Consider the following 25161-nt stretch of genomic DNA (forward strand, 5'->3'; position numbering starts at 1 on the left):
AATTGGATGGTGGAAATGACATATGGCGGCGTTCTCGCCACATATAAAGCTATCGGGAGGTGTTGTTAAGTTCAGGTGCTCAAAATTAGCTAAGTACTGTATGTATATATTCAACTTTTAGAGCAGGAGTATCCTTTCGTAATGTGTGTGGACATAGCGTGATCTTTGCAGGCCACAGGCCGTATTATTCTCTGTATCCCGGGCAGTTGCAGGAGTTGTCCGGACAGGCTCATCCAGTTATTGTGGATGGCAGGAATGTGGTGGAGCCGGATGCTTTCATTGATGCAGGGTTTGTGTATAAGGGGATTGGCAGAGGGGATAAGAACGGGCATGAAATATTTTGATTAATTTAGTGTTATCAACACCTCAAATTGTGGCTATCATATCTGAGCCACAAATCAAATTTTATTTTTATTGCGAGGTCAAGAGGCCCGAGCTGAGGCCATAGCGTGCAATGTTGCCATTATCTAAAGGGCCCGGCTAAAAACTGGCGGGCGGTTGCCTGGTGGCTTGAGCGCAGTTGTCCGGAACTTAGCGAAAAGGGAATGTGGAGGTCAATGTGAACCAGAACGTTTCCCGCACGCAGGTAAATCTTGCCAAAATCGCCAATTCACCGGAGGTGCTGGAGAAGGTCAACGAATTGTCCAGAGAACTGAATGAACTATACGAGGAGGACAAGGACTGATCTTCTTGCAGGAGGTGGCTTTCTGAGGGCAATTATCCATACAACCGTGGATAAAAATACTCTTTCGGTAATCCACAGGGTGATGAAGGAGAGGAAGTGCAAGAAAAGTGCGGCGGTTGATCATATTGTTGGAGAGTATGAGAGACGTAAACGGAAAGGTCGGATCGATGAGGTTGCGGAGAGGGTTATTGAGAAACTTGCGGATAGGGGAGGGACGAGGGTATGAGTTTTGTCGGACAGCCTGTTTAGTTATGGAGTTATGTCAGACAAGAGCATTAGACATCTGTATTCTATTTGCACAATTAATATATTATATCAGGGTTTTGTTTAACAAGACCTGGGCAAACAACGACTACAAAAAGAACAATCCATCTCTCCTCCAAAATATACGACTCTTCAGATGTAGGTTCTGGTTCCATTATTCTTGAAAACACAACCTACGGCTATCCCGAACAGTGCATCCTGGTGAAGATCAGGGCTGAACTACTATTTTGTCCGAAAAATCGATTTGACCGATAATTCACATCGCTGACCAAAAAATAATTCAAAATGATATTTTCATATCATCAGTATCAATTTTATGAAACAGGATAAATTAAGATTCAAGTTTCGAAAAAAGATATGTAACAACCCAGCGTGGTAACTGATTTTCAGTTTTTATCAAAATTGTTCCATCAACATCTTTTTCTGCAATTAAGACAGCTGAACCTTCAGTTGAATTGTCGAATACATATGCTCTTCTGCATAGCTTTGATGCGTCATATAAAAAGTTATTTGATTTTATATATCGATCTATTATTTTCTGATCAGGAACACTATGCTCTCCTTTCTCAGTACGTTCTTTCACTCGATCTTGATTAATTGTAATATCTGATGTACTTACAAAATAAAGGTATAGGCTCCAACCTTTTTGCTTAGCTCGTTCCATGAATTCAAGTTTAGATTCATGTGAAAATACTGTTTCAAATGAAAATAAATTGATATCTGACTCAACTAGCTGATCTCTAATGAAATCTGCTACCAGTGAACCAACATATGGATTGTTTAGATCATTGATAAGACAATTGTTTCCAAATTTGATATCTTCAATATCAATATTACTTTTTGGGAATAGGGTTGATTTTAAAAGATGGTCTTTGAATTCGGATATATTTGTTTGTATCCCAAATTTTCCAAAATCAATAGTGTCTGTGATATTAAGTTTGTCAGGATCAACATGCAATTGTTTATTTAGTAACCAGGGCTTACCTTCAGTAAATTGTTTGACCAGGGTAGATTTGCCTGATCCATTTGGACCCGCGATTATTCGAATCCGTTTCATATCTTATAAACACGTTTTTTTGGGGTTACAAATGCATTTTCAAGTGTTTTTAGTACTTCAATCCTACCATCCGGATGTTTCCTGACAATAGCATTACCCTGTTGGAATGTAATAGACCTGCCATTTTCGAGAGCATCCTTTGCTGCACGGGTTGTTGCCTTCCGTGCCATTTCTTCAAGGCGTTTAGATTGTTCATCCCGTGGCAAATCCGCGAAGTCTTTACATGTTGGTGCACCGATTTGTCCATCAAAGATAGAATGAACAGTTGGTAGTTTGCTTGTGTTTGACATGTAATTTCCTCATTGCTTTGGTATACTCAAATATGTCGTTAGGCTATAAATAAATTGGTTTTTATTGCAATTTGTCCGAAATCAGATTTTTCCATGGCGGATTGCACTCAGGAGGGACATGAGCTGCATCGAGTCTCTACCAGGATGCCCTTTTGATGTAATATGGGGTTCAAATTCCCCATGGGAATCTGCATATCCCCCGCCAGAGATATATCTCAATTCATTACGGTTCCATGTCCACCTGTTCTCCAGAAGGTGACACCCGAGACTGTCCTCAATCTCCGCCAGAGCGAACGAGAGTACCACCCGGACTCCCTGAAGGATATTCTCAACAGCCTTTTCTTCCCGCATACCACCAGGCGGGATACAGTCTACATATCCATCAGAGGGATGGGCATCTCGTGGGATCAGAAACCGTGTCACACTCCCCATCTTTGTATGGCTTTTATCAGAGAGAGCCGCATAGATCTCGTTTCGGTCTTTGATGGTGATTCTCTCCGTATTCCCGAGGTTCTTTCTGATCTCGAATGGTCGTTCCAGCTGGATCAGTTGTTTTTGTGTGGCATCGTTTCCTACACCAAAAGCCCAGAAGAGCCCCATCTCACGGTTTCTTGTGAGGATAATTCCAATCCACTCGCTTTCCAGTCCCATCCTCAGACAGTTAAATGACGGGGTGTTCAGCCCCTTCTCAGCCAATATGGTTCCTGCGAGGAACTGATTATAGGCGTTCACAAAGAGACATCGTATGATCTTCGGGTTGAACTCCGTGGTTTCAATGAATTTTTGATATTTAAGAAGACATTCATTCGTTGTTGTTGATGTCAAGTATCATCTCTCCTTCCCATAGAAAATAATTGGATAATCGGGATAATTTTAACAATCTTCTCACAAGCATCTCCACACCCAAATGCATCCGTCTTCACAGCAGCGCCTTCAAATTCCCTGATCTGCTTGAAAATCTCCCCATACTCCGCTCCCACCAGCACATTCCAGCCGGCTTCCACGGTCTCCACCCACTCGGTATTCTCCCGCAGGGTAATGCAGGGCACACCCAGCATGCAGGCCTCCTTCTGCAACCCTCCGGAGTCGGTCAGCACCTTCTTTGCATTACCCGTGAGTTTGAGCATGTCCAGATAGCCCACGGGTTCTGTGAGCACCAGATTTGCACTGGCTTTTTCCCACAGGCCGTACTGCTTCATGTATTTGGCCGTCCTGGGATGTACCGGAAACACTATTTTTTCTCCGCAGTCCACAAAAGCATTATAATATACTAAGGATGCATATTTTAATTCAAACGTTTTATGTCCAATAACACCTCTTCCGAATACATCTTATACTATAAAAAAATATTATAAGCAGCATTCATCATTGTTGTGAGGCTCAAATAGTGGCGGAGAAACAGATACAAAAGATACTGATAACAGGCGGTGCAGGTTTTATCGGCAGCCATCTGGTAGACAGTCTAGTCTCTGAAGGCTATGAAGTCACAGTGATTGACAATTTAAGTTCAGGTAACAAGGAATACATAGGACCCCATCTCGACAAACCAAATTTCACATTTCTGGAAGCAGACCTGCTTGACGAACCCGCTATCAATGAAGCCTGCAGTGAAATTGATCTGATATATCATGTGGCTGCCAACCCCGATGTCCGGCTGGGTGCGGAAAATACAAAGGTACACTTCGACCAGAACATTCTTACTACCTATAATCTGCTGGAGGCCATGCGTAAGAATAATGTAGAGAATATTGCTTTCACCTCTACATCCACGGTGTACGGGGAGGCAAAAGTTATTCCCACGCCCGAAGATTATGGGCCACTTGTCCCAATTTCCCTGTACGGAGCATCCAAACTTGCAAGTGAGGCGCTGATCACATCATACTGCCATACGTTTGATATGAACTGCTGGCTATTTCGTTTTGCCAATATCATTGGAAGCCGTAGTAATCACGGTATAATCTTTGATTTTATCAGAAAACTAAAAGACAATCCAGAAATACTGGAGATCCTTGGAGACGGTAAACAATCCAAATCCTATCTCCATGTTAGGCAATGTGTAGAAGCCATTCTTTTCGTGGTGGAATATGCAAAAGGTGTAGATTCTGAAAACGTGAACATCTTCAATATTGGTTCAGAGGATACCATCAGTGCCACTGAGATAGGTGAGGCCGTGGTAAAAGAAATGGGCCTGGCAGATGTTACATTCAATTATACCGGAGGCTCCCGCGGCTGGAAAGGCGATGTACCGAAAATGCGCCTTGCTGTGGAGAAACTTAAGAATCTGGGCTGGAAGCCCGAAATAGATTCTGGGAAAAGTGTCAGGCAAACTGTGCGAGAATTACTTTGAATGCTTAGTTCCGATACATAATTCCAATATTTATGTGTATAACATTTGCAAATGATTCTTATTATATAACAAAATATAGGGAACTATTTCCCTAATTCCCACTCAATAATTTTGGTGAAACAACATGAAGTCCATCATTCTTGCAGGAGGCTGCGGCACCCGTCTATGGCCGCTCAGCAGAGAGCATTATCCGAAACAGTTCCTGAAAATCGGAGATTATTCCCTCTTCCAGCAGACTTTCCTGCGCTGCTGTGAAGTATCTGATGTATCGGAAATATTCGTGGTTACCAATGCGGAACAGAAATTCTATGTCATCGGCCAGATACAGGAATTGGGTTACGATTTTCCAAAAGAGAATGTACTCATCGAGCCTGAAGGCAAAAACACCTTACCTGCAATCTGTTTCGGGATGAAAGAGATTCGAAACCTGTTCGGGCCGTCCAATGTGGGCATTTTTTCTTCTGATCATGTACTGGATTCTAAGGCCATGCAAACAATCTCAGATGCTGAATCCCTGGCAGACGATGGCTATCTTCTAACTTTCGGTATTCAGCCCACATCCCCAAATACCGGTTATGGGTACATTAAACCTGCTGAAAAGTTGGATATTGGCATGCAAGTTTCTGAATTCAGGGAGAAACCCGATGAAGAAACTGCGCGTAGATACATTGAGGAAGGCTGTCTCTGGAACAGCGGGATGTTCCTGTTCAATACGCAAACCTTCTTCAGTGAACTGGCAAAGGCTGCACCTGAAATCTACGAATCATTTGAACAAAATGAAGATATAAACCAGGTTTATACAGAGATTCCTTCCATATCCGTGGACTACGGAATCATGGAAAAATCACAGGAAGTGGCCGTAGTACCTCTGCAATACAAATGGAGTGACCTGGGTAATTTTGCTGCGCTTTACGATGAACTGGATAAAGATTCTGATGACAACGTGGTGTATGACTGCGAACTTCTGCCTCTGGATTCACAGAAGAATCTGGTACATTCCAGAAGTGGGAAACTTGTCTCCCTTATCGATGTAAATGATATGGTGGTCGTTGATACTCCGGATGCTTTGCTGATAAGCCCTAAAGAGAGCAGTCAGAAGGTCAGGCAGATTGTGAATCAACTCAAGGAAAAAAACGATCCCCGTGCCAAAATCGGACAGACGGTATATCGGCCCTGGGGTTCCTATACAGTCCTCGAATCTTCTGATGGCCATGTGATCAAGAAGATAAGTGTGCTGCCAGAGCAGAAACTCAGTCTCCAGTTGCATTATCACAGGAGTGAGCACTGGGTAGTTGTGACAGGTATGGCAGAGGTTCATGTCAATGGCGACGATTATTTTGTGAGGCCTGGAGAGAGTACCTTTATCCGTGCAGGGGAAAGACACAGGCTGGGTAATCCGAGCAGGATTCCACTGGAGATCATTGAGGTACAGCTGGGAGAGTATGTGGCAGAGGATGATATCGTCAGGTTCGATGATGTGTATGGGCGGCAGTAAAATATATTTGTATAAAGTCCTATTAATCGTAAAATTATAATTTTATAAAGGAGTGGAATTTTGCCAAAAATCGCTTTAATAACCGGAATCACAGGCCAGGACGGGGCCTATCTTGCAGAATTTTTACTGGATAAGGGCTACATAGTGCACGGGATTAAAAGAAGGTCTTCATCATTCAATACTGCACGTATTGATCATCTTTATAAGGACCCTCATGAAAGGAATGTGAACTTCTATATGCATTACGGGGATCTGACAGATTCCACAAACTTGATCAGGATCATTCAGGAAACCCAGCCCGATGAAATCTACAATCTGGCTGCCCAGAGTCATGTGCAGGTGTCTTTTGAGACTCCTGAGTATACCGCAAACTCAGATGCGATAGGTTCCCTGAGGCTTCTGGAGGCTATCCGAATCCTGGGTATGGAAAAAAGGGTGAAGTTTTACCAGGCTTCCACCAGTGAATTATACGGCAAGGTTCAGGAAATTCCCCAGAGTGAAACCACTCCCTTTTATCCGCGAAGTCCCTACGCTGCTGCAAAATTATATGCCTACTGGATCACGATAAATTACCGTGAAGCCTATGGAATGTATGCGTGTAATGGGATACTTTTCAATCATGAATCTCCTATAAGAGGAGAGACTTTTGTCACAAGAAAGATCACTATGGCTGTGGCAAATATCAAGAAAGGTTTGCAGGAGAGGTTATATCTTGGTAACATGGATGCCAAACGTGACTGGGGTTTTGCAGGGGATTATGTCAAAGCCATGTGGCTTATGCTGCAGCAGGATCAACCTGAGGATTTTGTCATAGCAACCGGGGAGACGCATTCAGTCAGGGAATTCGTGGAACTTGCATTCAGGGAAGTTGGGATTGATATTGAATGGCAGGGTGAAGGCGTGGATGAAGTGGGGTTGGATAGTGAAACCGGAAGGGTTCTTGTTGAGATTGATCCGCGCTACTACAGGCCTACTGAGGTGGAGCTTTTGATAGGTGACCCTTCTAAAGCCAGGGAAAAACTTGGTTGGAACTCAAATGTTGGGTTTGAAGAACTTGTTAAAATGATGGTTAAAGGAGATATGGGCAAACTTCTTTAATTCTGATTATATTTGTTAGATAAATTCTATACGAATTCGTTAAAATTATTTCTTTTATGTGGGCCACAGGCAGTATTATTCTCTGGAGCCCCAGCAGTTGTCAGGACAGAAAAATCCTGTTATCGTGGATGGCAGAAATGTGGTGGAGCCGGATGCTTTCATTGATGCAGGGTTTGTGTATAAGGGAATTGGCAGAGGGGATAAGAACGGGCATGAGGTGAAGTAATTCAAGGTAGTATGGGAATCAATAATCGAATTGCTTAAAATTTCAAATAATCTTAACCAAATAAAGGAAAATAAAAATACCATTATATTTCAGAAGTTTTCCACTATTTGAATAAATATCGGAAAAAGCAAAGTGTGAAAATATAGAGGTCAGGTCAAAGAGGTTAAATTCGACTTATTGGGGCAGAACTTTCATAAGCATAGTTGTCTTATAATTATCATAAAAAGGAAATTCTATACAATTGTTTAGAATTTCAGGATCTTATGTCGAAGGAAATTTGTGATTGAATCATATTGCAAGGTGGAAAATTAGAGACACTTAAGTTTATGCCTTCATACAATTCTGTATTTTTATCTATCAAACATAAGTATAAAAGTTAAATCTGTTTAGTTTAATATATATATTATAATTTATGTTTGATTTTTTTTGCTATATCTAGTGTGTTTGTAATTCTCAATACGCTTATCAATGATGAATACAAAAATTCCTTTATCCTGTAAGGTGTGGGCAAATATCTCATATATTCAAGACGTTTTAAATATTTAAGCGAATCTTCAAAGTCATTTTTACAGCCTATTGGTATATATTCAAGAGATGGTTTAAATATGGCATGAATATATTCATCCCCACATAGCAAGTCATAATTTTCCTTTTTAAATAGGTTATTTAATGTTGTCAATGTAAAATGATAAACATGAGCATTCTGTAAATATTTTAAAAAATCCATTTTATAGCTTTGAGATAAATTTTTTATCCCGGGTAGTTCAATGTAAATCAAAGTATCTTTGTGGCATATGTTCTTTAGAGTTCTGATTTCTTTTAAAGGACCTAAAACATGCTCTAATACATGAGAATAAATTATAATATCAGGTTTCTCGTCTAAGTCAAGATCATAAATTGTTCCTGTGGATAAATTTAATCCATATTTCTCAACTCCATATTTGATGTATTCAGAACCTAGATCAATACCTGATACTGAATTATTCTTTTGTTGGAAATAATATAATATTCCTCCTGCACCAGTTCCAACTTCAAGAACATTTAGGTTGTGGGGGGGGTTCCCATATAGTTAGATATATAATTATAGATACGTTCACCATTTTCAAACTGTGACGTAAAAAAATCATTAGTAGGTTCCTCTGTACCCACATATAATTTACGATATTCGGTATCATAAAATTGATTATATGATTGTTGGTCCATTCTTGGATTTGTTTGAATCAAACCACACTTTTTGCAAATCACTACTGGCATATAGAGGCCATATCGATCTTTTTCTGAAAGATTTGTAAAATCTTTATTATTGCAAATAGTACATGGTACATGTTCAAAATTATATGTATGTTGTTTGATGTTTTCATTAATTTGGCAAACCATTTCTTTTTGAAGTTTGTTTAATTTTAATGAAGGCCTTCCGTTGTTAGTGTATCTATTTGAAATCATGCTTCACCTACATTGACATATAACTGATTTATTTCAATCCATTTCCAAAATTGATTTAACAAATTCTCTTAAAGCTCCATTCCCACCTGCTTTCTGTAAAGGGATGATCGAATCAACCCGTTTAACGTCATCAATAGCATCGGAAGGGCAAGCAGCAATTCCCACATTTTCTAGCAATTCAATATCATTTATGTCATCACCAATATAGGCAATTTCATTTAATGAAAAACCCTCTTTTTCACAAATTTGTCTTGCAACAGATAATTTATCCTGTACGCCTTGGTATAAATAATCAACTTTCAACTTTTGAGCTCTATCTTTTACTATAACTGTATTTTCAGTAGTGATGATTCCTGTTTTAATCCCTGCTTTTCTCAAAAGCTCGATTCCTTTTCCATCATGAGTATTGAATTTTTTAAGTTCGTCTCCTTTTTCACTATAATACATGCCTGCGTCTGTTAATACACCATCAACATCAGTTAAAAAGAGTTTTATTTCCCTATTTATTGGGAATTGTTTTTTCTTTTTTTGTTGAAGTAATTTTTCAACTATGATCCAATCTTCAGGCTCATCAATTTCATAATATGATTCATCAGACATTTTGTAATGGGCAATGTTACCCGATAATCGACAACCAGTTTCAATAAGTAACTCTTTTTTTGTTATGTAAAATGCGCCGTTTTCAACAAGAAATCCGTCCATTTCCTGCCTTCGAGGCCGTGATTGTGGATTATAATTAACAGGACACACAAAATCATTTTCACCTATTTTCCAAATAAACCTTTTTTGTTCAATGACTGAAAGTAGTGAATCAGCGTTTTTTTCTTCATAGGCTTCAATTGCTTTTTCAAGGTCTATTGCTGTAAGTAAAGGAGAAGTCGGCTGTATAAGGACAATATTTTCAAATTTATATTTGTCCGCAAATTCAATCATAACAGACTCTGTGCTTGCTTTATCTGTTGCATTTTCAGGATCTCTGCTTATTACATTCAATTTGTTGCAATTTAGTGATTGGCCAACAGAAAATATTTCTTCAGAGTCTGTTGATAGATAGACTTGATTGATCTTGCTACAATTGGCAGCTGCCTCAATGGTCCACTGGATAAGAGGTTTACCTGCAATTTCCTTTATATTTTTGAGAGGAATACTTTTACTTCCTCCTCTAGCAGGAATAAGTGCTACATATTCATTCAGCACAAGAAAACCTCTTGAGTTTTTTCCTCTGTACCTCTTCAATATCGAGAATTTCTTTTTCCTTATAGGTTAATGCTTCTGATACATTTTTAATATCCCGGACAAGTTTTCGCATTCCATCGGGTTCCAAGCTTGCAGCGTGGTCTGTTCCTTTCCAGGTTCGGTCCAATGTAAAATGTCTTTCAAAATATTGTGCTCCGTATGCCAGAGCTGCAATGTCAGCAGCAATTCCTAAATGATGGCCCGAAAAACCAATGCCTTTAACACGGTTTTCAAATTTATCTCTAATTCTGAGTATTTCTTTCAAACAAATATCTCCAAAAGGAACAGGATATCCAGACGTGCAGTTATAAATCACCAGATCATTTGCACGATTTCTTTCTTCAAAAAATTTGACAATTTTATCTTCTTCTTCCTGTGAGGTCATACCGAAAGAAACATGGATATCGCCACTATAATTCTCACAAAGGTAGTCGAGCATAACAAATTCTAGGTTACATGCGGACGGTATTTTGATCAATTCTGGATTTAGAGAGGTAATTTCTTTTGCAGAAGTCAAGTCCCATACAGAAGTAGAATAAACAACATCCCATTCTTCACACCATTTTTTCAATTGCCGATGTTGGTCTAAATCAAATTCCAAATACTCTCTGTGTTCACCATAAGTTTTTCCATAAGAGTTTGCTGGAACAGGATGTGGTGCATTGTATTCTTCAGGCGAAAGCAGTTCTTTAGGATTACGTTTTTGAAATTTCACCACGTCTGTCTTGCAAAATTGGGCGCATACTTTGATCATCTCGTGGGCAATATTCATTTCACCTTTGTGGTTACAACCAATTTCGGCTATCACTGTTGGGGTTTTACCAGGTAAATCATTCATATTAATCATCTTTTAAGTTAATTTAGTTTAAGTTTCATCACATAAATGGGCCATAAATATTTAGTTCATATTCTACCGTATATATCTTTGTACCTTATAATATCATCTTCTCCAAAATAATCCCCGAGCTGTACTTCTGAAACCAGTAACGTATCATCTGAAGACTTATTTGAAATTTTATGCTTGCATCCTTTTGGAACAAAAACATAATCACCGGGGTATACATTTTTTACAGAATCGCCTATTATCACCTTACCACAACCTTTAATGATTACCCAGTGTTCTTCTCTTTTTTTATGTTCCTGAAGGCTTAATTCACCTTTTGGCAGAACCTTTATTATTTTTGCTCTTGTCTGTTCATTTAAAAAAGTTGTTTTGTAATAGCCCCATGGACGATTGTATATTTCATGGTCCAATTTAGCTTCATCCAACGAAAAAAAATCAAAATTCAGATCGTATTTCACATCTTCCATAAGTAAAACATGGAATTGTTTTTTTGTTATTATGTTCATAAGTTTTAATGAATTAGTTACTATTGGTAAAAAATCAATTCTACTAGACTTAAATTTTTGCATCAATTCTTTAAAAGATGAATCAATGGATATATATTCAAAAGTAGAACTTTTTACTAAATCTACATAATCATCTACTCCTTTGCCGCTTATAAGTCCTCTTCTAATATCACCATCGCTTAGTGTTCCAACTACTTTATTGGTATTATCAACCACAATTAAAAATCCATGTCGATTTCTGTCTATCTTTTCCAGAGCAATTTTTATCTTTTGTTCTGGATAGATTATGTAAGGATTTGGTTCCATCAAAAACCCTCTTCATTTGTATAAATTTAAATTGAACGACGATTATATGCTTATAGTTTCATTGTATTAGAGTATTTAAATTTTTTTGAACATACTCTCGAATTACCATGACTGAAATACTAAGTAAGTTAATAAGATTGTCTTCAATCAAACATTTATATAAACAGTAATTACTAAGGTTAGTTTACATGACCCAATCCCATCTTTTTGCCCGCAGAGTAGGACTTGTTGGCTTAACTCAATTAGTTGTAGGTTTACAAGGATTGATTTTACTACCAATCCTGACAAAAAACCTTTCCATTGAGAACTATGGCATATGGGCACAAATAATGGTAACCATTGGTATTGTCCCCCAAATTGCACTTTTTGGTCTTCCTTTTACCATGGTGCGTTATATCCCTGCTATTGAAAACAAAAATGATTTGCAGGAGACTTTTTATTCCATATTTAGTATTGTAATATCATCAACTATATTCTCTTCAATCATATTATATCTCTTCTCTGAAAAAATTGCTAATATACTGTTTGAAGGAAACTTGCTGGTCGCACATATACTGGTAGTTATAGTTTTCTTTGAATGTTTGATATTATTTTTCATAAATTATCTTCGAGCAAAACAGTACATAAAAAAATATTCGACCATAATGCTGGCCAAGACCGTATTGATGATTTCCATAGTTGGTTATTTTGTATTCAGTGGATATGGGATCACCGGTGCAGTATATGGTTTACTTCTTATTGATATCATGTTATTTCTAATTTTAACAACCCTGGTTTATAATGATGTGGGATTTGCAGTACCTCATTTCCATAATCTTAAAGAATACCTCCATTTTGGAATTCCTACAGTACCAGGCAATCTCTCCAGCTGGGTTGTAAACTCCAGTGATCGTTATGTGATAGGCATTTTACTCGGTGTATCTTCGGTTGGATATTATTCTCCAGGTTATTCACTTGGAGGAATTGTGGGAATGTTTGTATCACCTCTTTCATTCTTATTACCTTCCATTCTTTCAGAGAATTATGATAATAAACAAATAGAAAATGTAAAGCATATACTTGGCTATTCCTTCAAATACTTCATGATAATTGCAATACCTGCCACATTTGGATTATCGCTGTTGTCCAAACCTCTGTTAACAATTCTTTCAACACCAGAAATTGCAGAGAAAGGATATTTGATAACACCTTTTGTAGCTGTGAGTATGCTTATTTTTGGGGCTTATACGATCATATTACAAATTATAATTCTTGAAAAACAAACACATATCAGCGGTAAGATCTGGATAATTGCTGCAATATTTAATCTTCTATTGAATTTCTTTCTTGTACCTTATATTGGAATAATAGGGGCAGCTTTTACAACCCTGTTGGCATTTGGATTCAGTTTCATAATAGCGTTTATTTATTCCAGCAAAATGCTTCCCTTTGATATGAGCCTGCGACCAATATTAAAGAGTCTATTTTCCTCTTCTGTGATGAGCATACCAATCATTATCTATGAGCCAGCAGGATTGTACAATATATTATTGATTATTGCATTGTGTGCTGTTATATACTTTGTACTGATGTATGCATTAAATACATTCAGGGACGAAGAAATCTTTTTCTTTAAATCACTTTTATATCACAGATAACTCAACTTTTATTTTTGCGATAATACGGCTATAAACTCCGATATACTGGATTCTCGGTCTGGCTCCCAAAAACATGAGGGTATGCTGTAGAATATCCTTATTTTAGATTTAAAATGGCATCTCTCAGTTCCTCACATACAGAAAATTTGTAGTCAACCAAAATTTGGATTAAATCATTTTGCAAGACAAATATATCTCTGTTTCAGTAATTATTCAAATGAGGATTTCTACAGAGCCTATTTTTCATCATGTACTTTATCATTTATCGTCGAATCAAAACAATCAATATCATGAAATTTCATATGGTTTTTTTTAATCCAATTTATATCTTTATCCCACCATTTTAAATTCATTAGAAATTCGATTTGTGATTCCTTAAAACGATAATTTATAATTTTAGCAGGAACTCCTCCTACTATTGAATAAGGTTGCACTTCTTTTGTAACTACAGATCCTGCAGCAACTATTGCTCCATCTCCAATTTTGACTCCATCGATTATAATTACATTGGACCCAATCCAGACATCGTTTCCGATTTCGATGTTTTCAAACTCAAGAAAATGGTCTTTTTTTGAAAATGTTATTTGTGCTTGTTTGCGAGTAGAGTAAAATATAGGGTGGGTGGATACAAATTTATTTGAAGGATGCTTTCCAATTCCTATTTGGCAGTTTGGTCCGATTGAACAAAATTTGCCAATCCTCGTTCGACTAATTTTTGTATTGGATGCAACATATGTGAAATTACCAAGGTTAGCATCAGATAGGCTACATTTTTCATAAATTGTGTTGTAAATACCAAAAGAGCAATTAGTCAGAATTGACAAATAACCAACCTTTAGGTTATTTTTTCGATATTTGAACCATAATACAAATGTTTTAAAAACCCAATGAATCCAGATTGTTATTGGATTTTTAAATAATTGTTTCAATTAGTTTCCTCCAGCACTTCTTCAAGAGAGACTTCGTCAAAAATTTTCAACACTCCTCCAGCAGATGCGTTATATATTCGATTGGGAAATTCTTGATTAAGAAGTTCATATTGTTTGAATATTTTATACTGTCTTAAAAACTCTTGTACATAAAATGAATTTCCAAAAGTTCTATGCAATTCATTCTTTTGATGAATGGCACTTTCATACATCCTCATGTCTTTTTCATGATTATATAAAAAATAATCATGGTCCATACCAATCAAATATATTTTATTGAAGCCCATGTAGATGGCAGCTAATAATGCATAAATACTAACTGCACTCGCACTCCATACCATCCTTGTCAAGTCAATATCTTTGGAATTAAATGTGTAATATTCATTTGTGTGTCTGCCTGCAAAATACCAATATTTCTTATACTCTGTAAATAAATTATATTTTTCAAAAATATGTTTTGCATTACATCGATTACTATTTAGTCCAAAAAGCATTGTTGTTTGAACTGGTATATGCAATTGCATATTTTCAAACCATGATCTCCACTCGGCTTCACTTTGTGGTGGGTGTATGGGAGCTGTCAAGTAATATTTGGGCTTTTCTCCACTCATGATTGTTTGAAAATCTGGATTAACATAAAAGTTGTTTAGTGCGAAAACAATTTCGTTCTTTAGAGGAGTTAAATCTTGATTTTTTATTGACGGTCCGCTTCCAAGTATAAAACAACGACTTTCTTTGTGAATATCTTCAAGCTGTTTATTTTTAACAACCAAGTTTTTGTAGGGTTTAAATTTAGCTATATTCTTCATTTCAAATATTTTTTCAATCATGATCGGTGGAAGAAAGGCTTTAATTTTTTGTTTCCATTTCATGATAACCTCTAAATATGGCACTTTATAGATAACGTCCGTCTTTTAGTACATCTGCATTAGTTCAACTTTGTATACTATGTTTATATTAGCCTATGCTTATTAAACGCTGATATATTTGTTGCTTCATTGCTCTGTATAATTATTCAAATGAGGATTTCTACAGAGCCATTTTCACATTGACTCTTTTAACCGTCGTAACCATCAGTCTTTTGTCACCGCATACACTCTCTCTCACGGCATTCTCTGTACACTAATTTTGTCATTGCTCATTATTTGTCTGATATGCAGCGGCTTTCCTCTTATCACTCTTTTCATCGTTGCTGCAAATCCTTTTGCCGCCTCTCCGGAATACCCCTTATCCCGATACACCACTTCCTCCTCTCTTCTGACAGATCCATCCTTGCTTTCCTAATCTTCAATCCTATACAATCAAGATGTCTCTGCATCTCATTCCATACTTTATCTTCTTTTCCACTTTTTGCAATTATCTCCCTTTATGCCCATACAGTTGTGTCGTCAGGCATTCGTCTTGGAAAACCTCGGAATTTTCTGAATGAAATACAATCAATACATTGATGTTCAAGTTCTGGGGCTGAAAGACCATGCCACTGTTGGACTAGAAACATTTTGAGCATCATTACAACATCATTTTTGAATCGGCCTTCTTTGTCTGTCCTGGTTGGTATACATAGTTTCAGAATGGAACGAAATGGTTGCATTCAATCAGTTTGTCGTTTGCGGTTATCAAATGGTCATATTTCTTTTTCAGTGAAATTACTGAATACACTAATACAAAAATTTTATGTTGTTATAATTATTTTTATTTAGTTTGGTGAGAAGATGAGTTAATTGGAAATCTCTAATGGCATAGGCCCATAAAAATCGACCAGATAAAACTTGGAATTGTACATCTGCATTGGATATGTGGAGGTTTTGTTCCCATTAGTCAAATTGCTAAAATAAAACAACCTATTGGACGAACTTTGGACCTCCCCATGATATATGGGCTTTTACAGAGAGGGTATCATTATAATAACACCTGTGACAAATATAAGCAAAAATGTGGCAGCTGTCCGAAGTTGTGGTTCAACAATATAAATGATTTGATTTAATGAATATGGAAATATAAAAAAATTTTGGAGTGATCTGGATTTTACTGCTGTTACACCAGCAAATGGCTGGCAGAATCCCCGATAACATGTTGACCTCTGTCTACTCTGCAGCGGATATGTTTGTGGCTCCTTCTCTGCAGGACAATTTGCCAAATACCGTTATGGAAGCCCTTGCCTGTGGAACACCATCTGTTGCCTTTGATATTGGTGGGATGTCAGATATGATCGTGCATAAGCAAAATGGTTATTTAGCTAAACCATTCGATGTGCATGATCTTGTAAGAGGTTTAGAGTGGGTTGTTGAACAGGATAAACGTAAAGTACATTTAAGTGAATCTTCCAGAAAACATGTTGAAAACAAATTTGAACTGGAATATATTGCCCGAAAATATACAGATTTATATTCTGAAATATGATTAAACCCTTCTGGGGATTTTCAATGGACAAAACTGATAAGATTTACATAGCAGGCCATCGCGGCATGGTGGGCTCGGCAATAAAACGAAACTTAGAATCCAGGGGTCACACAAACCTGATATGTCGCACCCACAGTGAACTTGACCTCACCGACCAGCAAGCAGTCAATGAATTCTTCGAATCAGAAAAACCTGAATATGTATTCCTGGCAGCCGCCAAAGTAGGTGGAATTCTGGCAAACAGTACCTATCCGGCTGAGTTCATATACGACAATTTGATGATTGAGGCAAATATCATTCATGCCGCACATACATATGGTGTAAAGAAACTTCTGTTTCTGGGTTCTTCATGCATTTTTCCCAAATTTGCCCCGCAACCCATGAAAGAGGAATACCTCCTGACAGGAGAACTTGAATCTACCAATGAGGCATATGCGGTTGCAAAGATTGCAGGAATAAGGCTGTGCAAACACTACAACCAGCAGTATGGTACAAATTTCATCTCGGTAATGCCTACAAACCTTTACGGGCCCAATGACAATTTTGATCTTGAAACATCCCATGTAATGCCTGCTCTTATTCGCAAGTTCCATGAAGCAAAAATAAATAAAAATCCGGAAGTTACTATTTGGGGAAGCGGCTCTCCCAAACGCGAATTCCTTCATGTGGATGATATGGCTGATGCCTGTGTTTATCTGATGGAAAATTATGATTATCAGGATATTGGTGAATTTGTAAACATTGGTACAGGAAAAGATCTCTCCATCAAGGAACTTGCAGAACTGATTAAGGATGTGGTGAGTTATGAAGGTGATATCATTTATGATTCCTCCAAACCCGATGGCACTCCGCGTAAATTGCTGGATGTGTCTAAATTAAATGGTTTGGGCTGGACATCCAATATAGGGTTAAAAGAAGGTATTAAAGCAACCTACAGATGGTATGTAGAAAATTGAGGAATATTTGATGGGGTATAATCCATTAGTGTCGATTATTACTGTTTGCTATAACAGTGAAAAGCATATCAGGGACACTATAGAATCTGTTTTGAATCAGTCGTATGATAATATAGAATATGTCATCGTAGATGGTGAATCGACTGATAATACGATTAACATCATAAAAGAATATGAACCTAAGTTCAAAGGCAAAATGCGATGGGTTTCGGAGCCCGATGAGGGTATTTATGATGCAATGAATAAAGGAATCGATTTGTGTAATGGGGAGATAATAGGAATCATCAATAGCGATGACTGGTACGAGCTTTGTGCGGTAGAAAAGGTGGTTGATAAATTTAAAGAAAGCGATGCTGATGTTGTGTATGGTGATTTGTACAAAGTAATTCCTGAAACATCTGAAAGATATATTCGTACCGGGGATCTATCTCACAAAAAGATAAGTAAAATTCGTTTAAATCACCCGACTCTATTTGTAAAAAAGTCGATATATGATAATCTGGGCAGATTTGATACAAATTTTCCAGTATCTGCTGATTTAGATATTACAATAAGATTCCTATACAATGACGTAAAATTTGCTCGAGCACCCTTTATATTAGCTAATTTTAGATTGGGTGGAGTGAGCTCTGAAAAAAATATAAAATTCCAATTACAGCGGTTGTCACGGAAATATAAAATACTCAGAAAGAACAAAGTTCCTTATCATGAAACTGCATACATCATATCAACCACATTAATGACATCCTTGAGGGATTGCTTAATATTAAATCTATTTGGACAGAAACTGTTTAATTTATTGCGAAGAATCAGATATCGAAATTTCACACCTCCTTAATGATCAAGAAAAATAATATTATTGATGATATTTGGATATTAGTATGCAAACACTCTTAATAACTATTGAATTCCCTCCGGAGACAGGAGGTATTGAGAATTACAGTTATAACTTAATAAAACGAGTCCCGGATTCTGCTGTTTTAGCACCCAATGTTCCAAACTCTCAATCATTCGACAAGAATCAAAATTTCAAAATTATCAGGAAAAAGATTCTTTATCACCGGCAACATTGGCTCTTTAAAAACAAATTTTATTCGAATTCTATAGGTTATTTGATTAGTTTAATTGCATTGTTATGGCATTCATGGCGAACAATACAAAAAGAAAAACCTGATATTGTGCTATGTAGTGAATGTGTTCCTGTTGGTATAGTTCTTGGATTATTAAATAAGGTCAATAATGTTCCATATGTAATATTTACACATGGCAAAGATATCTTGTATTTACAACATATGCCTTTTGTGAAATGGTTGATAAAATACTCTTTCAAAAATGCATTCACTGTAGTATCTAACAGTGAATATACACGCAATCTGGTTATGGAACTTGAAGTACCAGAAGAAAAAACTAAAATTATACATCCCTGTGTCAATTCTGAACAATTTAGGCCCATCAATGTTTCAAATATGAAGAAAGAATTGAACTTATCCGATAAACAAATACTTTTCTCTGTTGGCCGCCTGGTAAAAAGAAAGGGTAATGATATGGTGATAAAATCATTACCCGAAGTAATCGAAAAAATTCCAAATTTGGTTTATTTAATTGCCGGCAATGGTCCATATAAAGCTGAATTAAAAAAATTGGTATCAGAACTTGATTTAGAAGAACACGTTTATTTCCTGGGTTATATTTCCGATTCAAAATTGCCATTTTACTATAACCTTTGTGATGTTTTTATCATGCCAAGTAGAACTGAAAAAGGAGATCCTGAGGGCTTTGGCATTGTCTACATAGAGGCAAGTGCATGCTGTAAACCTGTAATTGGAAGTAAAATGGGTGGAATTCCAGATGCTGTAATTGATGGTAAAACTGGAAAACTTGTAGATCCCCTAGATATCAAAGATATTTCTCATTCCATCATCGAATTGTTATCTGATAAACAAAAATCAAGAAATATGGCCCAAGCTGGATTTTTGAGAGCAAAGCAAGAACTCAATTGGGACAGGGCAGCAGGTATTTTGTGTGAGATTATCAAAAATCGTCTTGAACAGGATCAATTAAAACTTAATAGTTAATTTTACTTCCTAAGGCTAGGATTTGAGAAAGCAGCAGTAATTGAGAGATTTCAACATGGTTTGACTAATCATTAATCATTTCCAAAAGAACATTGGAAAAAATCAATACAATAAATATGGTTGAAAGACCGAACATAGAAGGCAAAACAAGATCAAAAGTTGTCGGAGTCTTTCCAACTGATGAATCTTTGATGCGATTAGTGGTTGCAGTGTTAATTGACCAGAACGGAAATTGGATTACAGGAAATAGATATTTAACGATTAAAGACTAAGATTAGGTGGGTATAGGATTAATTTACAGCAAAATAGGGCCACTACCAATTACAAAGTTGGATAGTAGACATTACTAATCAACTGATTTTATTAATTGTTTTATAGAACTCTGTTATATTCATAGGCATTTCGACCCCAATATTGTCGAAAAATTGAACTAAATTATATTCAACTGGAACGTCCAAAATATTTGCTGTTGATATGATGCTTGTTTTATTTTTGAATACAAGATTGCAGGTTAATAATCCTGTTGAAATATCTCCAATTACAATAAGAGGAGGATTTTTCATTAAAGAAATCCACACTAATTCTAGAGGTATTGAATTTGGAATCAATTTTACTACATCATTGTCAATTTCTAAAAAGTCCCCACTATTTTCACGAGGGTGATATTTTACACCAATATTCTCAAAACGGTTAAGTAGAGATTCTAATATCAAAGAATATATATTTTTAAAGTATTTGCTTCCTATTTTTTCAACAAAGGATGAATGAGGGAGCACCAAGACACAATCAAAATTTAGACTTCTTATATCAAAAGAATAATTGTTTGATAGATCATCAATAAAACTATCATTTATATTTTTCAATATTGAATTAGGAATCATTGTAATTTTCTAATTTTGTAATTCTTTTCTGATTAAGTCAGGTCTAAATACCATAATTCGATCAATATATTTATACATTCCTAATATACGAACGTGTTCATACCAAGAACCATAGATTAGCTTATAGATAATTTTTAAATAAAAATTTATATCTGGTTGTACATAGCAATTATAAGCAGCAGATCCATCTTCCACATAAAAATTACTCCCATTTTTAGTATAATTCAAATATGCTATGAGTTGACCTTCAACTCTCCCGTCATTAAAAATATAGGATGAACCACAATCTTTGATTTTTTTGCGAAATAATTGGTTTATAGTTTTTAGATTCGATTTCATAGTTTTTATTGTATTCCCAAATTTAACATTGTAAACTCCAGAAAGTAATATTACTTCTGTAAAGGGATTGTCCTTCCAATCTATAATTGTTTGATAAAAAACAGTAGCATCTTTAAAGTCAGGAACAATAACTAAGTATTTTTCATTTGAACAATCATACGAAATAGCTAACCCACAAGTGATCAATAGATGGTAAGGAGTATGAATGACATATATACTATTCAAGATAATCAATCCTTATAAATCATAGATACGTTTAAGTTCTACTGGTATGAAAAATAATTGTATCATTATTATCATAAATTAAACATGCTGAGGAGTCAGAGTTTAGCTTATCAAAATCATTTTCAGTATATCTATTTATAGTTGGAAATAAGTCTCTATATAGTTGTAATAGATAGTCAGGTCGTAAAATTAAATATCTTTCACCATTTAAGGTTTGTCCTATTGAATTATTAGCACCATATCCAAAATGATCAAGTACATTGCCTTCCCAAGAAGGAAAATGTCTATAATTATTACCATATATAGCAGATGAAACTCTTCTAAATTCCGGATTTCCAGCACCTGTTACATTTATATTTAAATTACCATTATTCATCAACCATATGGGCCCATCTATCATCCCCTCACTTAGTTCTGAACTAGACGCTACAACAAAAGGAGACGGATGTATTGAAAAAACACCGATTAATAAGCAAATAGCAAATATAAAAATTACTATGTAAGATCTATATTTATTTTTAATGTCTTGGTTTTGAAAAATATGTAAACTATGAATTTTATTTATATGTAAAAAATAATAGATTGCTAATCCAACAAGAGGAGGTAATAAAGAAGTCATAATCCATATCATCCTTCCACTACTAAGTGTTGTTAATGGTTTGACATAATCGGTAATCCATATAACACTTATCATTAAAAAGAAGATTATATATGATGCTAAATAACTATACTTTTCTTTTTTGCCAATTGAAATTTTGTTATAAAAGAAAATGCATATTGCAAATATGGACAACGCAAAATAAATAAATATATGTCCAAATTTTTTTATAAAAAGAAAGAAAATTTCTAACGAACTGAAACCCAGCTTATCAAAGCCTTCTTGTGCCTTTCCAATCATAGGTTCTACTAGCAATTCATTACCAAACCAGCTAAATACAGAAGATACAGTTTGATTCCATACAGAATAATTAGTCCAGATCCACAATATTAATGAGATTGTTAAAATTAAAGAGGGTATTACTGAAATTTTATATGATGGTTTATTAAATGTAGATATTCGGAACGAGTTGTCAGCATCTATAGAAATAATCTTTTGACCAAATTCCATAATTAACATTGAGATTATAAGTACAAAGGAGGAAACTGGATGGAAAAAAACCATTGAATACAAACAAATCAACAAACAAATGTTGATATTAATAAAATTTCCATTCAAACGTTTGAAATATAGATAAAATATAAGAGGAAATGTGATGAAAGCAGAACCCATTGGAAAAATTTGGATATAATAGTAACAATAGAGTATAGTGCTAGCGGTGGTAGCAAGTACTGCTGCAGAAAAAGGCAATAGGTACTTAGATAATAAGTAAGTGTATAATATGAACAACAAATAAAAAATGGGACCAATAAAATAACATATCGTTGATGTTGAAGTGTTCAACATTAAAATAATTTCAGTAATTAATATGTGAATTGTGGGATATATTAAATTTATCGGTATTGTATTATTATGCAATATATCTTTCACAATCCCTACATGAGTTAAATGGTCTCCACCAGCTGGAAATGGATACCCTCTCAAAAAATAAATAAGAATTACAAGAAGATTACTAAGGACAATCAATAATATTCCATATTTCCACCAGTTATTTTCTTTTATTCCAACTATTGAACTAACAATAATAAAAAGTCCACTTATAATTAGAATGCTAAAAAAAACCCAAAAAAATGGAGAGATATCAGTAAGATATATTGAAAACTCATAACCAGGCACAGATTTACTAGTTATTTGGACATAGAGAAATGAAAGCAGCAGGAAACAAAGAATTAAGTGTACTTTCAAAAATAAAGATTTATTATTCTGTTTAAAAGCCATAATACATCCTCGAAATAACAAAGTCTCTGAGTATCAGATGTACCTTTCTTTTAACCTGTTCCAACTCTTCCAAAAATATTCTTGGACTTCTTCGTCTTTTGTTTTTGAACTGCTAATTAAATAACATTTGAAATAACCATAAATATATGCAACCCCTTGATAAAAAGGAAATTTTGTAGAATAATAAATTCCTGAAAGCATCGCGTTGCATGGATGATAATTTAAATAATATCTTCCCTCTCCCATCTTTTTGTATCCATTCCACAAACCACGAGTTGATGAAGATTTTCTATTATGCAAAGCCTTAGCTTCTTTTACTCTTGTTAATTTCCATCCTCTATTCATTGCTTTAATATCTGAAACGGTATCTGGAGATGGCAATTCTGAAAATCCTCCGATTTCTTCAAAACAAGACCGTCGATATAATCTAGCCCCTCCTCGTGGGGAATCAGAATTATCTTCAGGAATGGTAGTATCTTTATGTTTAATATACAAAGTTCCACTTGTTATCCCTATTTTTGAGTCATCTTTTAAAATGTTAATCAAAGATTCATAATAATCATTGCTAGTGATTATATCTGCATCTAAAATACCAAGGAAATTGTAATATACCTGTTCATCTTTTGCAATTTGTTGTGCACATTTAAAAGCATATTTTACTACACGCCCATACCCTAACCAATCATATTCAGAACTATTAGTAATTTTTCTAGACCGAATCCATCGATATTTCTCACAAATATCTTGAATCAACAAAGATGTTCTGTCATCACTATTGTCATCGACAATTACCCATAAATTTGGTTTAATTGTTTGATTTAAGACAGACGTTATCAGTTGAGGAATGTTCTCCTCTTCATTTTTAGCTGGAGTTACTAATAGATACATAAAAAAATTCCATTGCTTTATTTATTCACACAACTAATTGCATCCAGAAAACCTTTAGAAGAATGCTTTATTGTGAAATGATTAAATATGATTTCCTTTGATTTATTTGACATTTCGTCTTTTAGACTTTGATCAGACAGAATTTTATTCAAGGCATCTTCTAATTCTACTGCATTTTTTTCATTCACAACAAAACCATTTATTCCATCTTCGACTAAATCAATTGCTGCACCAACCCTTTTAGTTGTAACTATTGGTAAAGAACATGCCATTGCTTCATTAATAACTAAACCCCATACTTCTTCAACTGAGGGAAGAACAAAGATGTCAGCTAATGCATAATATTTTGGTAAATTTTGTTTTTGTACAAAACCTACAAAATAGACCTTGTTAATATTATTGTTTTTACATAATTGCATAAGTTCAGATATTTGATCTCCATTTCCAACAATCAATAATCCAACATCATGTTTTTTAATTAGATTCTTATGAGCCTCTAATAAATATCTCAGACCTTTCCTCTCAATTAATTGTCCAGAATATAATATGAGATATTCATGATTGTAACCATATACTTTTTTTAAATCTTTGTTATTTTTCACTAACTCAGATTCTCTCGCAAAAAAGGATGTATCAACTGTATTATAAGAAATAAATATTTTATTTTCCGGGGCACCAAGTTGCATTAAGTATTCTTTCGCATTAGTTCCGTATGCAATAAATGAATCAGAGTGTTTTATTATAAATTTTATTAAGGGTAAAGAAAGACGTCTTAGCCTACTCGGTTCATTTTTGGTACTTCCTGACCACAATATGAATGGTACATTCAATAATTTTGCAATAAAAAAAGCAATTTGATTTGAAAATGAACTATATCCAGCAGAAATAATTACATCATATTTTCCAAACATTAGCTCTTTAATTATTGAAGGATTGATATGGTAAAAGGCTTCTTTAGAAATATTTGGTGCTGTGCCAGAAAGGACTTTGTAATTAAATGATTCATCAATATTGACATCCCATTCTCTATTTTTTTCAGATTTGGATGTGAAATATACAAATAAGTCGATTGATGGATCCGTCGCGATTTCTGCAAATAAAGGTATTCTATAAGGAGATATTATGTTATGAATTAAAGCAACCTTTGTTATTTTCATA

General features: G+C 35.4%; 30 protein-coding genes and 2 pseudogenes. 13 read left to right on the top strand and 19 right to left on the bottom strand.

Going from position 1 to position 25161, the window contains the following annotated elements; all coding sequences use genetic code 11:
* The first annotated feature begins 143 nt into the window (after positions 1 to 143).
* The 3 genes from CI957_RS09275 to CI957_RS09280 all read left to right on the top strand — a co-directional run bounded on the left by CI957_RS09275 (position 144) and on the right by CI957_RS09280 (position 911).
* Positions 144 to 344: a hypothetical protein gene (locus CI957_RS09275; RefSeq protein WP_128754706.1), complete on the top strand. Its 201-nt coding sequence runs from the start codon at positions 144 to 146 to the stop codon at positions 342 to 344.
* A gap of 215 nt (positions 345 to 559) precedes the next feature.
* Positions 560 to 685, top strand: coding sequence for a hypothetical protein (locus tag CI957_RS11110; protein WP_277749693.1), 126 nt, complete (start codon positions 560 to 562; stop codon positions 683 to 685).
* Positions 657 to 911: a hypothetical protein gene (locus CI957_RS09280; RefSeq protein ID WP_128754707.1), complete on the top strand. Its 255-nt coding sequence runs from the start codon at positions 657 to 659 to the stop codon at positions 909 to 911. Before CI957_RS11110 ends, CI957_RS09280 begins: the two co-directional genes overlap by 29 nt.
* Before the next feature lie 369 nt (positions 912 to 1280).
* On the opposite strand, the gene CI957_RS09285 is transcribed toward CI957_RS09280, so the two are convergent.
* The 4 genes from CI957_RS09285 to CI957_RS09300 all read right to left on the bottom strand — a co-directional run bounded on the left by CI957_RS09285 (position 1281) and on the right by CI957_RS09300 (position 3528).
* Complete coding sequence (locus CI957_RS09285; protein ID WP_128754708.1) at positions 1281 to 2006, bottom strand: hypothetical protein; 726 nt, start codon at positions 2004 to 2006, stop codon at positions 1281 to 1283.
* Positions 2003 to 2296 (bottom strand): hypothetical protein, encoded by a 294-nt coding sequence (locus tag CI957_RS09290; RefSeq protein ID WP_096712814.1) that lies wholly within the window; start codon positions 2294 to 2296, stop codon positions 2003 to 2005. The genes CI957_RS09285 and CI957_RS09290 overlap by 4 nt, the downstream gene beginning before the upstream one ends.
* 81 nt (positions 2297 to 2377) lie before the next feature.
* Positions 2378 to 3121: a hypothetical protein gene (locus tag CI957_RS09295; protein ID WP_128754709.1), complete on the bottom strand. Its 744-nt coding sequence runs from the start codon at positions 3119 to 3121 to the stop codon at positions 2378 to 2380.
* A complete protein-coding gene (locus CI957_RS09300; protein WP_241646068.1) occupies positions 3118 to 3528 on the bottom strand; it encodes a UDP-N-acetylglucosamine 2-epimerase in 411 nt (136 codons plus the stop codon). Before CI957_RS09300 ends, CI957_RS09295 begins: the two co-directional genes overlap by 4 nt.
* A 155-nt stretch (positions 3529 to 3683) precedes the next feature.
* On the opposite strand from CI957_RS09300, the gene CI957_RS09305 reads away from it, so the two are divergent.
* The 4 genes from CI957_RS09305 (at position 3684) to CI957_RS11115 (ending at position 7462) form a co-directional block, all read left to right on the top strand.
* Entirely contained in the window at positions 3684 to 4643 is a 960-nt protein-coding gene (locus tag CI957_RS09305) for an NAD-dependent epimerase/dehydratase family protein (RefSeq protein WP_128754710.1), read from the top strand.
* A 124-nt stretch (positions 4644 to 4767) separates the two neighbouring features.
* Positions 4768 to 6138, top strand: a complete 1371-nt coding sequence (locus CI957_RS09310) for a mannose-1-phosphate guanylyltransferase/mannose-6-phosphate isomerase (RefSeq protein ID WP_128754711.1) — start codon at positions 4768 to 4770, stop codon at positions 6136 to 6138.
* Between the two features lie 60 nt (positions 6139 to 6198).
* The gene (gene gmd / locus CI957_RS09315; protein ID WP_128754712.1) at positions 6199 to 7236 is read left to right on the top strand and encodes a GDP-mannose 4,6-dehydratase; all 1038 of its coding nucleotides are present in this window, start codon (positions 6199 to 6201) and stop codon (positions 7234 to 7236) included.
* Between the two features lie 97 nt (positions 7237 to 7333).
* A complete protein-coding gene (locus CI957_RS11115) occupies positions 7334 to 7462 on the top strand; it encodes a hypothetical protein (protein ID WP_277749694.1) in 129 nt (42 codons plus the stop codon).
* Between the two features lie 403 nt (positions 7463 to 7865).
* Here CI957_RS11115 and CI957_RS10960 read toward each other — a convergent pair whose 3' ends face one another.
* The 6 genes and pseudogenes from CI957_RS10960 to CI957_RS09340 form a co-directional block, all read right to left on the bottom strand.
* Positions 7866 to 8141, bottom strand: a complete 276-nt coding sequence (locus CI957_RS10960) for a hypothetical protein (protein ID WP_241646070.1) — start codon at positions 8139 to 8141, stop codon at positions 7866 to 7868.
* A gap of 12 nt (positions 8142 to 8153) precedes the next feature.
* Positions 8154 to 8486: pseudogene (locus CI957_RS11255) on the bottom strand (class I SAM-dependent methyltransferase); the annotation flags it as partial.
* A gap of 17 nt (positions 8487 to 8503) precedes the next feature.
* Complete coding sequence (locus tag CI957_RS09325; RefSeq protein WP_128754714.1) at positions 8504 to 8905, bottom strand: hypothetical protein; 402 nt, start codon at positions 8903 to 8905, stop codon at positions 8504 to 8506.
* Positions 8906 to 8938: 33 nt separating this feature from the next.
* The gene (locus tag CI957_RS09330) at positions 8939 to 10102 is read right to left on the bottom strand and encodes an acylneuraminate cytidylyltransferase (protein ID WP_241646072.1); all 1164 of its coding nucleotides are present in this window, start codon (positions 10100 to 10102) and stop codon (positions 8939 to 8941) included.
* Entirely contained in the window at positions 10092 to 10979 is an 888-nt protein-coding gene (locus tag CI957_RS09335) for an N-acetylneuraminate synthase family protein (protein ID WP_128754715.1), read from the bottom strand. The genes CI957_RS09330 and CI957_RS09335 overlap by 11 nt, the downstream gene beginning before the upstream one ends.
* Before the next feature lie 65 nt (positions 10980 to 11044).
* Complete coding sequence (locus CI957_RS09340; protein WP_128754716.1) at positions 11045 to 11797, bottom strand: CBS domain-containing protein; 753 nt, start codon at positions 11795 to 11797, stop codon at positions 11045 to 11047.
* 188 nt (positions 11798 to 11985) lie between these two features.
* Between CI957_RS09340 and CI957_RS09345 the strand changes: the two genes are divergently transcribed.
* The gene (locus tag CI957_RS09345) at positions 11986 to 13434 is read left to right on the top strand and encodes an oligosaccharide flippase family protein (RefSeq protein WP_128754717.1); all 1449 of its coding nucleotides are present in this window, start codon (positions 11986 to 11988) and stop codon (positions 13432 to 13434) included.
* A gap of 236 nt (positions 13435 to 13670) precedes the next feature.
* Here the strand turns inward: CI957_RS09345 and CI957_RS09350 are convergent, their stop codons facing one another.
* The 4 genes from CI957_RS09350 to CI957_RS11265 all read right to left on the bottom strand — a co-directional run bounded on the left by CI957_RS09350 (position 13671) and on the right by CI957_RS11265 (position 15954).
* Positions 13671 to 14363, bottom strand: coding sequence for a CatB-related O-acetyltransferase (locus CI957_RS09350; RefSeq protein WP_128754718.1), 693 nt, complete (start codon positions 14361 to 14363; stop codon positions 13671 to 13673).
* Positions 14360 to 15235 (bottom strand): hypothetical protein, encoded by an 876-nt coding sequence (locus CI957_RS09355; RefSeq protein ID WP_128754719.1) that lies wholly within the window; start codon positions 15233 to 15235, stop codon positions 14360 to 14362. Before CI957_RS09355 ends, CI957_RS09350 begins: the two co-directional genes overlap by 4 nt.
* A 231-nt stretch (positions 15236 to 15466) precedes the next feature.
* Positions 15467 to 15604 carry a hypothetical protein gene (locus CI957_RS11260; protein WP_394342263.1) on the bottom strand — a complete coding sequence of 46 codons (138 nt, stop codon included), beginning with the start codon at positions 15602 to 15604 and terminating at the stop codon, positions 15467 to 15469.
* A 125-nt stretch (positions 15605 to 15729) separates the two neighbouring features.
* A complete protein-coding gene (locus CI957_RS11265) occupies positions 15730 to 15954 on the bottom strand; it encodes a transposase (protein WP_394342264.1) in 225 nt (74 codons plus the stop codon).
* Positions 15955 to 16409: 455 nt separating this feature from the next.
* On the opposite strand from CI957_RS11265, the gene CI957_RS09365 reads away from it, so the two are divergent.
* The 5 genes and pseudogenes from CI957_RS09365 to CI957_RS09385 all read left to right on the top strand — a co-directional run.
* Positions 16410 to 16763: a glycosyltransferase gene (locus tag CI957_RS09365; protein WP_128754720.1), complete on the top strand. Its 354-nt coding sequence runs from the start codon at positions 16410 to 16412 to the stop codon at positions 16761 to 16763.
* Positions 16764 to 16786: 23 nt separating this feature from the next.
* Positions 16787 to 17719 carry a GDP-L-fucose synthase gene (locus CI957_RS09370; RefSeq protein ID WP_128754721.1) on the top strand — a complete coding sequence of 311 codons (933 nt, stop codon included), beginning with the start codon at positions 16787 to 16789 and terminating at the stop codon, positions 17717 to 17719.
* Between the two features lie 10 nt (positions 17720 to 17729).
* The gene (locus CI957_RS09375) at positions 17730 to 18557 is read left to right on the top strand and encodes a glycosyltransferase family 2 protein (RefSeq protein ID WP_128754722.1); all 828 of its coding nucleotides are present in this window, start codon (positions 17730 to 17732) and stop codon (positions 18555 to 18557) included.
* A gap of 43 nt (positions 18558 to 18600) precedes the next feature.
* Entirely contained in the window at positions 18601 to 19794 is a 1194-nt protein-coding gene (locus CI957_RS09380; RefSeq protein ID WP_128754723.1) for a glycosyltransferase family 4 protein, read from the top strand.
* Positions 19795 to 19806: 12 nt separating this feature from the next.
* Positions 19807 to 20066, top strand: a pseudogene (locus tag CI957_RS09385) (transposase); the annotation flags it as partial.
* A 78-nt stretch (positions 20067 to 20144) separates the two neighbouring features.
* Here the strand turns inward: CI957_RS09385 and CI957_RS09390 are convergent.
* The 5 genes from CI957_RS09390 to CI957_RS09410 form a co-directional block, all read right to left on the bottom strand.
* Positions 20145 to 20675 carry a polysialyltransferase family glycosyltransferase gene (locus CI957_RS09390; RefSeq protein WP_128754724.1) on the bottom strand — a complete coding sequence of 177 codons (531 nt, stop codon included), beginning with the start codon at positions 20673 to 20675 and terminating at the stop codon, positions 20145 to 20147.
* Between the two features lie 9 nt (positions 20676 to 20684).
* Entirely contained in the window at positions 20685 to 21200 is a 516-nt protein-coding gene (locus CI957_RS09395) for a hypothetical protein (protein WP_128754725.1), read from the bottom strand.
* Between the two features lie 70 nt (positions 21201 to 21270).
* Positions 21271 to 23115 carry a hypothetical protein gene (locus CI957_RS09400; RefSeq protein WP_128754726.1) on the bottom strand — a complete coding sequence of 615 codons (1845 nt, stop codon included), beginning with the start codon at positions 23113 to 23115 and terminating at the stop codon, positions 21271 to 21273.
* A 33-nt stretch (positions 23116 to 23148) separates the two neighbouring features.
* Positions 23149 to 24003, bottom strand: coding sequence for a glycosyltransferase family 2 protein (locus CI957_RS09405; protein WP_128754727.1), 855 nt, complete (start codon positions 24001 to 24003; stop codon positions 23149 to 23151).
* 17 nt (positions 24004 to 24020) lie between these two features.
* Positions 24021 to 25160 carry a glycosyltransferase family 4 protein gene (locus tag CI957_RS09410; RefSeq protein ID WP_128754728.1) on the bottom strand — a complete coding sequence of 380 codons (1140 nt, stop codon included), beginning with the start codon at positions 25158 to 25160 and terminating at the stop codon, positions 24021 to 24023.
* Between the last annotated feature and the right edge of the window lies 1 nt (position 25161).

Source organism: Methanohalophilus sp. WG1-DM, assembly GCF_004104135.1.
Lineage (GTDB): Archaea > Halobacteriota > Methanosarcinia > Methanosarcinales > Methanosarcinaceae > Methanohalophilus > Methanohalophilus euhalobius.

Excerpts from the sequence above, each read along its gene's own strand:
- CI957_RS09280 (WP_128754707.1), top strand. The coding sequence starts at position 657 with ATGAACTATACGAGGAGGACAAGGACTGATCTTCTTGCAGGAGGTGGC.
- CI957_RS09285 (WP_128754708.1), bottom strand. The coding sequence starts at position 2,006 with ATGAAACGGATTCGAATAATCGCGGGTCCAAATGGATCAGGCAAATCT.
- CI957_RS09290 (WP_096712814.1), bottom strand. The coding sequence starts at position 2,296 with ATGTCAAACACAAGCAAACTACCAACTGTTCATTCTATCTTTGATGGA.
- CI957_RS09310 (WP_128754711.1), top strand. The coding sequence starts at position 4,768 with ATGAAGTCCATCATTCTTGCAGGAGGCTGCGGCACCCGTCTATGGCCG.
- CI957_RS09325 (WP_128754714.1), bottom strand. The coding sequence starts at position 8,905 with ATGATTTCAAATAGATACACTAACAACGGAAGGCCTTCATTAAAATTA.
- CI957_RS09335 (WP_128754715.1), bottom strand. The coding sequence starts at position 10,979 with ATGAATGATTTACCTGGTAAAACCCCAACAGTGATAGCCGAAATTGGT.
- CI957_RS09340 (WP_128754716.1), bottom strand. The coding sequence starts at position 11,797 with ATGGAACCAAATCCTTACATAATCTATCCAGAACAAAAGATAAAAATT.
- CI957_RS09345 (WP_128754717.1), top strand. The coding sequence starts at position 11,986 with ATGACCCAATCCCATCTTTTTGCCCGCAGAGTAGGACTTGTTGGCTTA.
- CI957_RS09355 (WP_128754719.1), bottom strand. The coding sequence starts at position 15,235 with ATGAAATGGAAACAAAAAATTAAAGCCTTTCTTCCACCGATCATGATT.
- CI957_RS11265 (WP_394342264.1), bottom strand. The coding sequence starts at position 15,954 with ATGCAACCATTTCGTTCCATTCTGAAACTATGTATACCAACCAGGACA.
- CI957_RS09365 (WP_128754720.1), top strand. The coding sequence starts at position 16,410 with ATGGCTGGCAGAATCCCCGATAACATGTTGACCTCTGTCTACTCTGCA.
- CI957_RS09370 (WP_128754721.1), top strand. The coding sequence starts at position 16,787 with ATGGACAAAACTGATAAGATTTACATAGCAGGCCATCGCGGCATGGTG.
- CI957_RS09375 (WP_128754722.1), top strand. The coding sequence starts at position 17,730 with ATGGGGTATAATCCATTAGTGTCGATTATTACTGTTTGCTATAACAGT.
- CI957_RS09380 (WP_128754723.1), top strand. The coding sequence starts at position 18,601 with ATGCAAACACTCTTAATAACTATTGAATTCCCTCCGGAGACAGGAGGT.
- CI957_RS09390 (WP_128754724.1), bottom strand. The coding sequence starts at position 20,675 with ATGATTCCTAATTCAATATTGAAAAATATAAATGATAGTTTTATTGAT.
- CI957_RS09400 (WP_128754726.1), bottom strand. The coding sequence starts at position 23,115 with ATGGCTTTTAAACAGAATAATAAATCTTTATTTTTGAAAGTACACTTA.
- CI957_RS09405 (WP_128754727.1), bottom strand. The coding sequence starts at position 24,003 with ATGTATCTATTAGTAACTCCAGCTAAAAATGAAGAGGAGAACATTCCT.
- CI957_RS09410 (WP_128754728.1), bottom strand. The coding sequence starts at position 25,160 with ATGAAAATAACAAAGGTTGCTTTAATTCATAACATAATATCTCCTTAT.